The 14,392-nt window shown below is 72.9% G+C and carries 12 protein-coding genes; 6 read left to right on the top strand and 6 right to left on the bottom strand.

Annotated features, from left to right (window positions below; translation table 11 throughout):
• Positions 1–92: 92 nt before the first annotated feature.
• Positions 93–1,769, top strand: a complete 1,677-nt coding sequence (locus AC6H2I_RS10535) for a glycosyltransferase family 4 protein (protein ID WP_497500582.1) — start codon at positions 93–95, stop codon at positions 1,767–1,769.
• A gap of 48 nt (positions 1,770–1,817) precedes the next feature.
• Here AC6H2I_RS10535 and AC6H2I_RS10530 read toward each other — a convergent pair whose 3' ends face one another.
• The 5 genes from AC6H2I_RS10530 to rfbD form a co-directional block, all read right to left on the bottom strand.
• Positions 1,818–2,777 carry a replication protein RepA gene (locus AC6H2I_RS10530; protein ID WP_497500581.1) on the bottom strand — a complete coding sequence of 320 codons (960 nt, stop codon included), beginning with the start codon at positions 2,775–2,777 and terminating at the stop codon, positions 1,818–1,820.
• A 76-nt stretch (positions 2,778–2,853) separates the two neighbouring features.
• Entirely contained in the window at positions 2,854–3,540 is a 687-nt protein-coding gene (locus AC6H2I_RS10525; protein ID WP_497500580.1) for a formyltransferase family protein, read from the bottom strand.
• Between the two features lie 72 nt (positions 3,541–3,612).
• The gene (locus AC6H2I_RS10520) at positions 3,613–4,506 is read right to left on the bottom strand and encodes a peptidoglycan-binding domain-containing protein (RefSeq protein WP_497500579.1); all 894 of its coding nucleotides are present in this window, start codon (positions 4,504–4,506) and stop codon (positions 3,613–3,615) included.
• Between the two features lie 81 nt (positions 4,507–4,587).
• Positions 4,588–5,760 (bottom strand): glycosyltransferase, encoded by a 1,173-nt coding sequence (locus tag AC6H2I_RS10515; RefSeq protein WP_497500578.1) that lies wholly within the window; start codon positions 5,758–5,760, stop codon positions 4,588–4,590.
• Positions 5,757–6,665 (bottom strand): dTDP-4-dehydrorhamnose reductase, encoded by a 909-nt coding sequence (gene rfbD, locus AC6H2I_RS10510; RefSeq protein WP_497500577.1) that lies wholly within the window; start codon positions 6,663–6,665, stop codon positions 5,757–5,759. Before rfbD ends, AC6H2I_RS10515 begins: the two co-directional genes overlap by 4 nt.
• A 260-nt stretch (positions 6,666–6,925) precedes the next feature.
• Between rfbD and AC6H2I_RS10505 the strand changes: the two genes are divergently transcribed.
• The 5 genes from AC6H2I_RS10505 (at position 6,926) to AC6H2I_RS10485 (ending at position 13,389) form a co-directional block, all read left to right on the top strand.
• Positions 6,926–8,593 (top strand): diguanylate cyclase domain-containing protein, encoded by a 1,668-nt coding sequence (locus tag AC6H2I_RS10505; protein WP_497500576.1) that lies wholly within the window; start codon positions 6,926–6,928, stop codon positions 8,591–8,593.
• Positions 8,594–8,734: 141 nt separating this feature from the next.
• Positions 8,735–9,673 (top strand): polyphosphate kinase 2, encoded by a 939-nt coding sequence (ppk2, locus tag AC6H2I_RS10500; protein WP_497500575.1) that lies wholly within the window; start codon positions 8,735–8,737, stop codon positions 9,671–9,673.
• A gap of 154 nt (positions 9,674–9,827) precedes the next feature.
• Entirely contained in the window at positions 9,828–11,018 is a 1,191-nt protein-coding gene (locus AC6H2I_RS10495) for a glycosyltransferase family 2 protein (protein WP_497500574.1), read from the top strand.
• A gap of 49 nt (positions 11,019–11,067) precedes the next feature.
• On the top strand, positions 11,068–12,399 hold the full coding sequence (locus tag AC6H2I_RS10490; RefSeq protein ID WP_497500573.1) for a UDP-glucose dehydrogenase family protein: 1,332 nt from the start codon (positions 11,068–11,070) through the stop codon (positions 12,397–12,399).
• 12 nt (positions 12,400–12,411) lie between these two features.
• Positions 12,412–13,389, top strand: a complete 978-nt coding sequence (locus tag AC6H2I_RS10485; protein WP_497500572.1) for a UDP-glucuronic acid decarboxylase family protein — start codon at positions 12,412–12,414, stop codon at positions 13,387–13,389.
• Positions 13,390–13,462: 73 nt separating this feature from the next.
• Here the strand turns inward: AC6H2I_RS10485 and AC6H2I_RS10480 are convergent, their stop codons facing one another.
• Positions 13,463–14,392 carry an NAD-dependent epimerase/dehydratase family protein gene (locus AC6H2I_RS10480; RefSeq protein WP_497500571.1) on the bottom strand — a complete coding sequence of 310 codons (930 nt, stop codon included), beginning with the start codon at positions 14,390–14,392 and terminating at the stop codon, positions 13,463–13,465.

Raw genomic sequence — 14,392 nt, 5'->3', positions numbered from 1 at the left:
CTAGTTCGACGATTCAAATCGTACGCTTAGCGGCTCCCGCCGCACCGGCCAAGTGAAAACGGCCGGCCCGCCCCCAAGCCGCCGGACCCGACATGAACGACGCCGCGATCTTCCTGAGCGAGGGCACCAGCAAAACCGGTCCGCGCCTGTTCGGCAAGGACGTCGCCAACGCCGGCCTGATCCGTGCCCTGGTGGCCGACCAGATGGCATCCCCGCCGGCGCGGCCGCAGCACTTCTGCGCGCTCGACCGCCGCACCCCGGCGGCCATCGCCGAGCAGTTCGGCCTCGACGCCGCCACCACCGCCCGCCTGCGCACCGTGCGCCCGGAGCAGATTCCCCAGACGCCGGGGGTCGGCGTGCTGCTGCACGGCCAGCCCAACATCTATCACTTCGCCTGGCAGCGCGGACCCCAGCAGGCGGCCGCCTACAGCCTGTGCGGCCTGATCCACACCCTGGCCCCGCCGGCCACCCAGGAGGTTCTGTCCAAGGTGCTGACGGCGCCGGTGCAGCCGTGGGACGCGCTGGTCTGCACCTCGCGCGCGGTGCTGCGCACCACCACCGATCTGCTGGAGAGCTGGGGCGACTACCACCGCGCCCGGTTCGGGGGAACGCGCACGCCGCTGCCGCAGCTGCCGGTGATCCCGCTGGGCGTCGATTGCGCCGCCTTCGAGGCGACGCCGGAGCGCCAGGAGCAAGGCCGGGCGTGGCGGGGCCGGCTGGGCATCGCCGACGACGAGGTGGCGCTGCTGTGGATGGGGCGGCTGTCGTTCTTCGAAAAGATGCACCCGTTCGCCACCCTGGCCGCCGCGGAGATGGCCGCCCGGCGCAGCGCGCGGCGCCTGCACCTGGTGTTCGCCGGCTGGTTCCCCCATGAGTCCCACCGCGGCCAGTACGCCCGCCTCGCCGCCGGGGTGGCGCCGTCGGTCACGGTGCATTTCGTCGACGGCAACGACCCCGATGCGCGCGCCCACATCTGGTTCGCCGCCGACATCTTCACCTCGCTGGTCGACAACGTGCAGGAGACCTTCGGCCTCGCCCCGATCGAGGCGATGGCCGCCGGCCTGCCGGTGGTGGTCAGCGACTGGGACGGCTACAAGGACACCGTGCCCGACGGGACCGTCGGCTACCGCGTGCCGACCGTCGTGCCGCCGCCCGGGGCCGGCATGGACATCGTCCGTCCCCACGCCGCCCACCTCATGAGCTATCAGAACTATGTCGGTGCCGTGAGCCAGGCCATCGCGGTGGACGTGGCGGCCGCGGCCGACGCGTTCGCCCGGCTGGCCGAGGACGCCGCGCTGCGCCGGCGCCTCGGCGCGGCGGGGCGCGAGCGGGCCCGCACCGTCTACGACTGGCCGGTGGTGGCCGCCCAGTACCGTGCCTTGTGGGGCGAGCTGGCCGCCCTGCGCCACCAGCCGGGGGCCGGCGTCGCGCACCCGTCCTACCCCATGCACCAGGACCCGTTCACGCTGTTCGCCGGCTTCGCCAGCGCCAGCCTGTCGGCCGACAGCGTCCTGGCCCTCGCCGACGCCGCGGCACCGGCCCGCCTGGCCCGCCTGCGGTCGGCGGAGATCAACACGTTCGCCCGCTACTGGCACCTCGAGGACGCGGCCCTGCGGGCCCTGCTGGACGGTGTCGGCGCCGCCGGGACGATGACCCTGGCGCAGATCGAATCCGCCGCCGCGGCGGCGGCCGGCGGCGACGCCGCCAAGGTGCAGCGCAGCGTCGCGTGGCTGCTGAAGATGGGCCTGCTGGTGCGCCACCCGGGGTGACGGCGGCCCCGGCCCCGCCCCCCGGCCCCGCCCCGGCGGACGCCACCGTCAGGGGCCGGCCCAGCGGGCCGGAGCGGCGGAGCGGCCGAAGATGAACAGGCGGCGCGCCGCCACCGCGGGGGTCGACGGCAGCAGCAGGATGCCGTCGCCGCGGATCTCCACGTTGGCCCCGGGATAGACGGCCAGCGCCTCGCGCAGGGCCGGCACGAACTTCGCCCGGAACTGCCGGATCTCCTTGTAGTCCGCGCCGAACTGGCGATGCAGGTCGGGCCAGGGACGAAGGTCCGGCTTGGTGACGCCGGCCAGGCGGTGGCACAGCCAGACATAGATGTCGAACACGGAGCTGGAGTTCTGTATGGCCCGGACCGCCGGGGCCGACACCGGCAACGGGTGGCGCCGCAGCGCCTCGAAGAACGCCGGCGACAGGGTGGCCTGCTCGTCCCAGGTGCCGCGCCGCAGCAGGCGCGGCGACAGCAGCGCGGTGTCGACGATGGGGGCGTCGCAACCCTCCCGGTGACCGTCGCCGGTCCATGTCACGACGACCCGGCACGCGGACAGCCGTTGCGCCTGGTCGCGGACGGCGGCGTAGCCGCTGCCTCCCGGCGCCACGCCCATGCGCACCATCCAGTCGCGCAAGGTGTGGCCGAGCCGCACCTCGGCGGATCCCGTACGCACCGCCTCCGACTGCAGGTACAGGAGGATCAGCCGGCCGCGGCTGCCGTAGGGCACGCCGAACCGGGGGGGGCGGCCGACGCTGCCGGCGAGGGTTCCGGGCTCGATCGTCAGGGAGAACGGGCCGTTGCGGCGGCACCACACCTCCTTGCTGCTGGCCGGCTGGCGCAGCGGCAGCGGCGTCATGGCGAAGCCGGAATAGAGGTGGGCCACGTCACGGCTGTCGTAGGAGAGGGCCGCGGCGGCAACATCGACGAAGGGACGGTCGCACTCCGCCACCAGGGCACGGGCGGCCTCGACCCCGTGGGCGCGGATCAGCTCGTGGATTTTTCCCATCGCCCGGCCTCCGCGATCCGCACCTCCTGTCAGGATGGCGAAGCAATCCGACGAGGCCAATGTGCAAATTCGGGGGTCACGGCGCGCCGCGCTCGGGAACCAGCTTGAAGCGCCGGCCGTGCAGGGTCATCCGGAACGGCTCCGGCGCGATCAGGGAAAAGGCGCGCAAGCGGCGCTCCAGCTCCTCGGCCGGGATGTCCGGCGCGATCTCGCACAGGCGCTCGCGGGTGCGGGCGGTCGAGCGCCGGCCGCTCCACCGGAGGTCGAGGGTGGGCAGCGGGTCGGCCGAACGCACCAGCGCCGGGCCGAAATGCTGGAACAGGCGCAGCGCCGCCTTGTAGGTCCGCGCGTTGAGCCAGTCCAGATCGGCGTCGTCCGGCACGTCGAAGGCGACGACGCCGGCGATCGGCCCGGCGTCGACCCGATCCGTCATGACGTGGAGGGTGGCGCCGAAGCGCCGGGCGCCGTCGTACAGCGCCATGGCCAGGGGATAGCGCCCGGGATAGGCGGGCGGCCCCGGGTGGACGTTGTAGGCGGGACCGTCCAGCGCGGCGAGCACGCCCGGCGGCACCACCACGTCGGTGAAGAAGGCGAGGAACCGCACCGCCGCCACCGCGGCCGGCGGCTCCGCCACGAACCACGCGCGCAGCTCGTCGGCGCTGGACAGGAAGCGCACCTCGGCGCGCGGCTCGATGTGCTCGATCAGGGCGAGCAGCACCACGGTGTAGCGGGGTTCCGTGAGAACGACGATCTTCGGCGCCATCGGCACCCCCTCGCCAGCCGGACAGGTCCCCCGCGGTTTACGCGCCGGCGACCGTCGGCGGCAAGGGCGGCGTCACTCGGCGGTGCCCTGGAACGACCGGCCCAGGCCGCGCAGCACCTCCTCCGCCAGTCCCCCGGGGGTGAGGGCGCCGCCCTGCCCGGCCGTGACGTTGGACGCACGCAGATCGGCGAGCAGCTGGCCGCTGACCTCGCCGGTCGGCTGGAAGCCGCGCATCTCCTGGTACTGCCGGATCGCCAGCGCGGTCCGGGAATCGATGTCCCCGTCCACCGGCCCGACGGCGAATCCCTTGTCCTGCAGCCGCTGTTCGACCTCGAACGCGACGGCGGCGCGGTCGCCGGCGCGGCCGGGGGTGGCCCGCGGCTGGGACGGCCCGCCGGCGCGCCCGCCTTCCAGGGCCGCCAGCAGGCGCCGGTCGGGTTCGCCGGTGACCGGCAGGCCGGCGTCGCGCTGAGAGGCGCGGATCGCGGCCCGGGTTTCCGTGTCGAGGGCACCGGTCACCGCGCTCACCCCGTAGCCGTGCTGGCGCAGCGCCAGCTGCACGTCGGCGACCAGGTCGCCGTCCGCCGCGCCGGGCTGGGCCGTCGGCACGCCGGACGACGGCAGCCCGACCCCGGTGATGCGCGCCAGCAGACGCGGACTCGGCTGCCCCGTCACCGCCAAGCCGTTGTCGCGCTGATAGGCGACGATGGCGGCGCGGGTGCGGCCTCCCATGGCCCCGTCGGCCGGCCCCGGGTCGTAGCCGGCGCGCTGCAGGGCGCGTTGCAGGGCCGCCAGGGAATAGACGTCGGACGCCCCGGGGGACGCCCCGGGGGACGCCCTGGGGGACGCCCCGGGTATGGACCCGGGGGTGGCCCCCGGGGCGCCACGATCGCCGTATGTCTGTGCGACGGCGGGGCCGGCCGCGACGGCCAGCATCGCCAGAGTGAACGCGCAAGCGCGGAGCATGGGTGCCTCCCCTTCGCCGTGTCGTGCACAGGCGCCAACAGGGGGGCTACGGACGGGTTCCCGGTGCCGCGGGCCGGGCGCTCAGGCGCAGCCCGGCAGCGCCGGCAGCGGCACCGGGCTTTCCGGCCCGCCGAGGCCGGCGTAGAAGGATTCGTAGTGGCCGGCGACGATCGGCAACGAGAAATGGCGCAGCACGCGGGCCCGCGCCAAGGCGCCGAGGGCCGCGCGCTCCGCGGTGCCGAGCCGCACCAGGCGGCGCCACGCCATGGCCAGGGCGACGGGGTCGCGCGGTTCCACCACCACGCCGGTGTCGGCGATGATCGCCGCGGCGTCGCCGACGTCGGTGCTGACGCACGGCACGCCGCACGCCATGGCCTCGCCGAGCACGTTGGGGAATCCCTCGCCGAACGCCGAGGACAGGGTGGCGATGTCGAGCCCGGCGAGCACGCGGTCCATGTCGCGCCGCTCGCCCAACAGCCGGACGCGGTCGCCGATGCCGCACGCCCGCACCATGCGCGACACCGTGGCGTTGGCCGCCGACAGGCCGGCGCCGATCAGCACGAAGCGCGCCGCCGGCTCATGGGCCGCCAGAGCGGTGGCGGCGGCGAAGAAGCTGGCGTGATCCTTCATCGGATCGAGGCGGGCCGGCAGCCCGATGAGGACGGTGTCCGGATCCAGGCCCAGGCTCTGGCGCAGCCACGGCCGGGCCTCCGGCTGCGGCCGGAAGCGCTCGGTGTCGAAGCCGTTGGGGATCAGCTGCCAGGCGCGCGGGCGGTAGCCGTAGGACTGGTGGACCGCCCGCCCCGCCGTGGAGTTGACCACCACCGCGTCGGGCAGGCCGGACAGACGGGCCAGCAGCAGCGGCAGATGGCGCGACATCCACCGGTAGTTGGGCCGGTTCATGTCGGAGCAGCGCAGATTCCACACGACGCGCGGCACCCCGGCCAGCCGCCCGGCAACCGTTCCCATCAGGTCGGCGTGGTAGAGCCAGGTCTGCAGCAGATGGGGACGCTCGGCACGGAGCAGGCGCACCAGACGCGCCAGGCCACGGGGATCCGCGACTCCCCGCTTCATCTGCAAGGAGAGGATCGGCACGCCGCTGTCCACGAGCTCGGACGCCACGCTGCCGCCGCCGGTCATGGAGATGACGATGTTGCGGAAACGCCGGTCGTCCATCGAGCGGACCAGCTTGGCCAGCATGGTTTCGGCGCCGCCGGTCTGCAACCCGGTGATGAGGTGGGCGACGGTGATCACGGCGGGCCGGCCAGGGTGAGTTCGTCGACCACGGCGTCGGCCGCCTCGCGCCAGGGGCGCAGACGCACGCCCAGGCGCTGCGCCGCCAGCGTGCAGTCGAGGACCGAATTGGCGGGCCGGCGGGCCGGCGTCGGGTATTCCGCCGTGGTGATGGGCACGACCCTCGGGCGCCGGCCGAGCCGTGGCGCCGCCCGCTCGAACACCGCCTCGGCCAAGCCGTGCCAGGTGGTCTCACCCTCGCCGGCGAGGTGGTAGGTGCCCCAGGCGTCGAGGCTGCCGCGGCCCAGCCCGGCGGCGATGGCGACCAGGGCCGCGGCGAGGTCGCCGGCGGCGGTGGGGCAGCCATGCTGGTCGGCGACCACCTTCAGCTCGTCGCGGTCGGCGCCGAGGCGCAGCATGGTCTTCACGAAATTGGCCCCGAACGGGCTGTGGACCCAGGCGGTGCGGACGATGACGTGCCGCGGGTTGGCGTCGCGCACCGCGCGCTCGCCGGCCTCCTTGCTGGTGCCATAGACCCCCAGCGGGGCCACCGGATCGACCTCGCGGTAGGGACCGCGCCTGGTGCCGTCGAAGACGTAGTCGGTGGAGATGTGCACCAGCGGCAGGCCGACGGCCGCCGTGGCCTCGGCGAGGAAGCCGGGGCCCTTGGCGTTGACCGCGAAGGCCTGATCCGGCTCCGATTCGGCGCGATCGACCGCGGTGTAGGCGGCGGCGTTGATCACCGCGGCCGCCCCCGACCGCGCCACCAGCGCGTGCACCGCGCCGCGATCGGCGATGTCGAGCTGTGGCCGGCCGACGGTCTGCAGGACGACGCCGGGCGGCAGGGCCGCCCGCGCCAGCTCGCGAGCGACCTGGCCGGTGGCGCCGACGACGATAAGGGGCGTGGTCTGGGCGGAAGCGGACACGGGCGGAACATCCCCTGGAACGGCGGACCCGGCGACGGCGCCCCGCTGCGGCGCGGCCGCCCCGGGCGGGCGCGCCGCATCCTATACCACCCCTCCCGGGCCTGCCATGGATAAGCTCCGCCCCCGCGCGATTGCCACAAGCGGGCGCGGCGCGGCGCGGGACCGCACGCCTTCGTACGAGTTTTTTCCGAGCGGTATACTCCGGTATGCGCTATTTTCGCCGCCACGACCGGGTTCGGGAGTTGGGGAGCACAACGGCGATGCGGAGAGCGCTGAGCTTGCGGGCGCAGGTCGCCGCCACCTGTGCGGCGTTGACGTTCGCCCTGTCCGCGGCCATGGCCGTCATCGTCGGCTACCGCGCACACACGCAGGTCGAACGCGAGGTCGGCCACACGCTCGCGACCATGGCGGCGCAGATGGCCGAGCAGCTCGACCGCACCATGTGGTCGCGCTCCGGCGAGATCGCCACCCTGGCCGAGTTGGTGCCGTCGCGCGTCACCGGCGACCCGGCGGCCCTGCGCCGGGTGATCGACCGCTTCAAGGAGCGGTTTCCCGCGGTGTCCTGGATGGGGATCACCGACGCCGCCGGCGCGGTCGTCGCGGCGACCGGCGGCATCCTGGAGGGCGTCGACATCGCGCACCGCCCGGTGTTCCGCGAGGGTCGCGAGGGCGTGGCGATCGGCGACGTCCACGACGCGGTGATGCTGTCGCGGCTGCTGCCCAACCCCACCGGCGAGCCCATGAAGTTCGTCGACGTCAGCGCCCCCATCCGCGACGAATCCGGCGCCCTGGCCGGGGTGCTCGCGGCGCATTTCGGCTGGCAATGGGCGCGCGAGGTCGAGCGGTCGCTTCTGCGCCCCATGCACGACCGGGAGCAGGTCAACGTCTTCGTCCTCGCCAGGGACGGCACGGTGCTGCTGGGTCCCGCCGGGACGCAGGGCGCTCCGCTGGCGACCGTGAGCGCGCGCCGCGCGGGCGCCGGCGAGTCCGGCTGGGCGGCGGAGGGCTGGGCCGACGGGGAGCGCTACGTCAGTGGCTTCGCCCACGGGGCGGGCCATCTCGACTATCCGGGTCTGGGATGGAGCGTGGTGGTCCGCAAGCCGGTGGCGGTCGCCCATGCCTCGGCGGTGGCCCTGCGCCGGGAGATCCTGCTGTGGGGGGGCGGCTTCGCCGCGGCGTTCAGCGTGTTCGGCTGGTTCGCGGCGACGCGCCTGACGCGGCCCCTGGCGACCATCTGCGACGCCGCGGCGCGCTTGGGGCGGGGCGAGCCCGGCGCCTCGATTCCGCGGCTGCGCGGCGCGCACGAGATCGAATCCCTGGCGGCGTCCCTGCGCGCCCTGGTCGAGAACCTGACGCGGTCGCGCACCGCGTTGGCGACCATGGAGGATCTGGCCTTCCAGGACCGTCTGACCGGGCTGCCGAACCGCCGTTTCTTCGAAAGCCACGTTCCCCGCGTCACCGGCCGGATCGCCGCCGAGGGGGGAACGGCGGACGTCCTCTACATCGACCTCGACGGCTTCAAGCCGGTCAACGACCAGCTCGGGCACGCGGCCGGCGACGCCGTGCTGCGCCAGACCGCCCTGCGCATGGCCGCGTGCCTGCGCGCCGACGACGTCATCGCCCGCCTGGGCGGCGACGAGTTCGTGGCCGTGCTGACGACGCCGCAGGGCGGGGCCAATCCCCGCCTGGCGGAGATCGCCCAGCGCCTGATCGAGGCGGTCGGCGAGGCGATCGTGGTCGACGGCACCTCGGTGCGCGTCGGCTGCAGCATCGGCATGGCGTCCTTCCCCACCGACGCCGACGCGTTCGAGGCGGTCATGGGCCTGGCCGACACCGCGCTCTACGCCGCCAAGCGTGCCGGCAAGAACCGCGCCGTCGCCCACGGTGGCGCCGGCCCGGCGGCGCGCCGCGCCGGCGGCGCAGCCTGACGACGGCGAGTCCTGACGACGACCGGGCGCACCCGGGTCGCGTGCGCAAAAACGTCACCCCGGTCTGGCCGAGGTTGCATTTCGGTGACGGCGCCCCGTAGCGTCCCGTGACGGATCTCGACACCCAGTGGGGAGCGCATCATGGACGCCACGGCCCGCAAGCCCGGAAAGGGAAAAGCCAAGGGGGAAAAACGACCGGCGCCGGCCGGTGGCGGGCGGGGCGGCGACCTGCTCCGCGACGCCAAGGAGACGGCGCGGATCGAATCCCACTGGCACGTGCTCGGTGACGCCAAGCCGCTGGAGAAGCCGGGCGCGAAGTACAAATACGTCGACGAACTCGCCCGCCTCCAGTTCGAGCTGATCAAGCTGCAGGAATGGGTGCGCATCCAGGGCCTGAAGGTGGTCGTGGTGTTCGAAGGGCGCGATGCCGCCGGCAAGGGCGGTGTGATCAAGCGCATCACCGAAAGCCTCAACCCGCGGGTCTGCCGGGTCGTCGCCCTCGGCACACCGACCGAGAGGGAGCGGGGCCAATGGTACTTCCAGCGCTACGTGGCGCAGCTTCCCGCCCCGGGCGAGATCGTGCTGTTCGACCGGTCCTGGTACAACCGGGCCGGGGTCGAACGGGTCATGGGCTTCTGCACCGACGAGGAGTACCGGGAGTTCCTGCGCGCCTGCCCCCTCTTCGAGGAGATGCTGGTGCATTCCGGCATCGTCCTGGTCAAGTACTGGTTCTCGGTGAGCGACGAGGAGCAGGAAAAGCGCTTCGCCGAGCGCATGCACAACCCCATCAAGCGCTGGAAGCTCAGCCCGATGGACCTCGAATCGCGCAAACATTGGGTCGAGTATTCCCAAGCCAAGGACGTCATGCTGGAGCACACCGACCGGCCGCTGACCCCCTGGCACATCGTCGACGCCGACAACAAGAAGAAAGCGCGGCTGAACTGCATCTGGCACCTGCTGCACCAGATCCCCTACAAGGATCTGGAGCCGGTGGACATGCCGCTGCCGGAGCGCCAGGGCGACACCGGCTACGCCCGGCCCAGCAAGGCCGACCAGAACTGGGTGCCGCGGGTGTTCTGAGGCGCCGGCGCCGGGCCGGCGCGCCGGCGGGATGCCCGGTCGCGGCGGCCGCAGTCCACCCCTGCGGCGGGGCGGCGAATGGCCGCTTGCCTTGTCCGTGGGGGCGGCGATAGCATCCGCGCACTCTCACCGCCCGCTGCCGTTGACCCTTGCGATGCCCCTCGACGCCCGCGCACCCTCGTCGGCCGACCCCCATCCGCGCAGCGATGCCGCGCGGCCCGGCCGGCTGGTGCCGCTGTCCATCGTCATCCCCACCTACAACCGCGGCGCCCTGCTGGAGGACACGGTGGCGGCCGTGGCGCGCACGGCGCAGGGCCTTGAGGTCGAGTTCGTGGTGGTCGACGACGGCTCGACCGACGACACCCCGGACCGGCTCGCCGCCCTGGCGCGCCGCCTGCCGACCCTGACCTGGACCCGCGTGGCCAACGGCGGCCCGGGCCAGGCCCGCAACATCGGGGCGGGCCTGGCCCGCCATCCGGTGCTGCTGTTCCTGGGCGACGACATCCAGCCCCTGAACGCCGATTTCCTGCGGGTCCACGCCGAGCTGCACACGGCCAACCCCGACCCCGGCTTCGGCGTGCTGGGCAAGGTGGTGTGGCCCGACCGCCCCCAGGCCGACGTCAACTTCGTGATGGCCCACATCCAGGGCAAGGGCGGGGAACAGTTCGGCTATGCCGACTTCACCCCCTACACCTTCCTGGATTTCCGCTTCTTCTACACCGCCAATGTTTCGGTCAAGCGCGACGTGGTCGCCGACTGGGCCAGCGACGGCTTCAGCCACGGCTACACGCTCTACGGCTTCGAGGACATCGAGTTCGCCTACCGGCTGTCGAAGGGCGCGCAGGGGCTCCAGCTCTTCTACACGCCGGCCTCGGTGGGCACCCACCACCACGCCTACACGGTGGCCGGGTTCATCGGCCGGCAGGCCAATTGCGGGCGCATGGCCAAGGTGTTCCTGGACCAGCATCGCGAGGTCGCCGACCTGCTCGGCGTGGCACCCCTGGTGCGGGTGCTGGAGAGCCGGGGGGCCGGCGACGACCGGCCGCTGGCCGACCTGATGGCCGTGCTCGACGGGCTGAAGGCCTGGGCACGCCTGCTCGAGGCGGAGCACCGCATCGGCTCGCAGCACTGGCACGACGACCTGCTGCGCGGCGTCTTCGAAATGGCCTATCTGGAGGGCTTCGTGCAGGCCTGGGGCCGGCCGGACGCCAATCTGGGCGATGCCTACCGCCACATCCTCGAGCGGGGCACCCGCCACGTCGAGCGCGCCGTTCGCAACGACATCCTGGGCGACGCCGTGCCGCTGGCCCGCGCCCTGCCGTGGCTGGCGTCCGGCCCCCTGTGACCCCCTTCCGTCTGAACATCAACTTGGAAATCGGTGCGGAGACGTCAGCATGCGCATAGCGATGATCGGCACGGGCTACGTGGGACTGGTGTCCGGCGCTTGCTTCTCCGAATTCGGCGTCGAGGTCTGTTGCGTCGACAAGGACGCCGGCAAGATCGAGCGCCTGCAGGGCGGTGAGATCCCGATCTACGAGCCGGGCCTGGACGAGCTGGTGGCGCGCAACGTGGCGGCCGGCCGCCTGTCCTTCACCACCGACCTGGCCGAGGCCATGCGGGGCGTCGACGCGGTGTTCATCGCCGTGGGCACGCCGTCGCGCCGCGGCGACGGCCACGCCGACCTCTCCTACGTCTACGGCGCCGCCGCGGAGATCGCCAGCCACCTCGACCACTACACGGTGGTGGTGACCAAGTCGACGGTGCCGGTCGGCACCGGGCGCGAGGTCGCCCGGATCATCCGCGAGGCCCGCCCCGACGTCGAGTTCGACGTCGCCTCCAATCCGGAGTTCCTGCGCGAGGGGTCGGCGATCGGCGATTTCATGCGCCCCGACCGCGTGGTCATCGGCACCACCTCGCCGCGCGCCCAGGAGGTCATGCGCGGCCTGTACCGGCCCCTCTACCTGATCGAGCGGCCGATCGTCATGACCGAGCTGGAAACGGCGGAGCTCATCAAATACGCGGCCAACGCCTTCCTGGCGGTCAAGATCACCTTCATCAACGAGATCGCCGACCTCTGCGAGAAGGTGGGGGCCAACGTCCACGACGTCGCCCGCGGCATGGGCCTGGACGGGCGCATCGGCCGCAAGTTCCTGCACGCCGGTCCGGGCTACGGCGGCTCCTGCTTCCCCAAGGACACCCTGGCCCTGGTCCGCACGGCGCAGCAGCACGACAGCCCCGTACGCATCGTCGAGACGGTGGTGGGCATCAACGACCGGCGCAAGCGCCAGATGGCCGAACGCATCATCGCCGCCTGCGGCGGCTCGGCGGCGGGCAAGACGGTGGCGGTGCTGGGCGTCACCTTCAAGCCCAACACCGACGACATGCGCGACGCGCCGGCCCTGGAGATCGTGCCGGCGCTGCAGGCGGCGGGCGCCACGGTGCGCGCCTTCGACCCCGCCGGGATGGCGGAGGCGAAGAAGCTGATGACCGGGGTGGTGTGGTGCGACGACGCGTACGCCGCGCTGGACTCCGCCGACTGCGTCGCCATCGTCACGGAGTGGAACGAGTTCCGCGCGCTGGACCTGAAGCGGGTCAAGGCGCTGCTGCGGGCACCGGTGATGGTCGACCTGCGCAACGTCTACAATCCCGCCGAGATGGCGGCGGCCGGCTTCACCTACACGTCGATCGGCCGGCCGCGCGGCGGCACCGGCGCCACCGCACCCTGAGAGGTCAGCCCCATGCCATTTGGTGACGGCGCGGTGTCGACCCGCGGCTACGGCAAGCGCGTCATGGTGACCGGCGGCGCCGGCTTCCTCGGCTCCCACCTCTGCGAACGCCTGCTGGCCGACGGCTGCGAGGTGCTGTGCGTCGACAACTACTTCACGGGGTCGCGCCACAACATCGCCCATCTGCTCGCCGACCCGCTGTTCGAGGCGATGCGCCACGACGTGACGGTGCCCCTGTTCGTCGAGGTGGACGCGATCTTCAACCTCGCCTGCCCGGCCTCGCCGGTCCACTACCAGCACGACCCGGTGCAGACCACCAAGACCTCGGTGCACGGCGCCATCAACATGCTGGGCCTGGCCAAGAGGGTCGGCGCGCCGATTCTCCAGGCCTCGACCAGCGAGGTCTACGGCGACCCCGCCGTGCACCCGCAGCCGGAATCCTACTGGGGCAACGTCAACCCGATCGGGCCGCGCGCCTGCTACGACGAGGGCAAGCGCTGCGCCGAGACCCTGTTCTTCGACTACCACCGCCAGCACGCGCTGCCCATCAAGGTCGTGCGCATCTTCAACACGTACGGCCCGCGCATGCACCCGGCGGACGGCCGTGTGGTGTCGAACTTCATCATGCAGGCGCTGCGGGGCGAGGCGATCACCATCTACGGCGACGGCTCGCAGACCCGCTCCTTCTGCTATGTGGACGACCTCGTCGAGGGCATGATGCGGTTCATGGCCACCGTGACGGCCGGCACCGGCCCCATCAACCTCGGCAACCCCGGCGAGTTCACGATGCTGGAGCTGGCCGAGAAGGTGCTCCGCCTCACGGGGTCGTCCTCCACACTGGTCCACCGGGAGCTGCCCCAGGACGACCCGCGCCAGCGCCGCCCGGACATCGCCCAGGCCAAGGCCCTGCTCGACTGGGAGCCGCGGATCGGGCTGGACGAGGGGCTGGAGCGCACCATCGCCTGGTTCCGCCGGCGGTTCTTCGCCTGAACGGCCGGCGTCCGGGGCCGCCCCAGAGGGGGAGCGCCGGTCACCCCAGGGCCGCGCGCCGCCGCGTGGCCGGTCACTCCAAGGCCGCGTCGCGCATCCATTCCCAGGTCCGGCGCAGTCCGTCCTGCCAGCTTGTGCGCGGCGCCCACCCGAGGTCGGCGCGGGCCCGGGCGATGTCGAGGATGCTGACCGGCACGTCGACCGGCCGCGCCGGGTGGTGGATCGCCGCGAGCGGCCGGCCGGTCACGACGCCGAGGTCGGCGACGATCTGCGCCAGGCTGCGGCCCTCGCCGCTGCCGATGTTGAACACCCGTTCGGCGCCATCGTGGGTGGCCGCCAGCGCCAGCGCCTCCACCACGTCGTCGACGTACACGTAATCGCGCACCACCGCGCCGGTGCCCCAGATCTCCACCGCCTGGCCGGCGAGCGCGCGGCGCAGGAAGGCGGCGACCACCCCCTGGTGCTTGTGCGCCGTCTGAAAGGGCCCGAAGGGATTGGCGACCCGCAGGATGCGGTGATCGAGGCCGTGCAGGTGCTGGTACAGCGCCAGGTACTTCTCGATCGCCAGCTTGCCGATGCCATACGCGGCGATGGGATCCGTGGGCGCGGTCTCGGGCGTCGGCACCGCCCGCGGCACGCCGTAGACGGTGCCGCCGGACGAGACGAACACCACCCGCCCCACCGTGCCGGTGCGGCACATGTCCAGCAGATGCAGGGTCGCCGCCACGTTGGCCTGGAGGTCCTGGGCCGGATCGAGGTTGGCCGACGCCGGGGTCGATGCGCTGATGAGGTGGAACACCGTGTCGCACCCTTCCACCGCCGTCGCCAGCGCCGCGGTGTCGGCGAAGCCGCCCTCGTACCAGGCGACGCCGCGCACCGCCGCCGGGAAAGAGCGACGGCGGCCGAAGGCGCGCAGCTCCCCCACCCGCTCGTGCAGGCGGCGGCACAGATTGGTGCCGATGAACCCGCCGCCGCCGAGGACGACGCATTTCATGGTCCGCAT

The sequence above is a fragment of the Azospirillum sp. NS33 genome (genome assembly GCF_059703765.1).
Note: the sequence above shows the minus strand (reverse complement) of the source record. Positions and strands in the feature narration are given on the sequence as shown.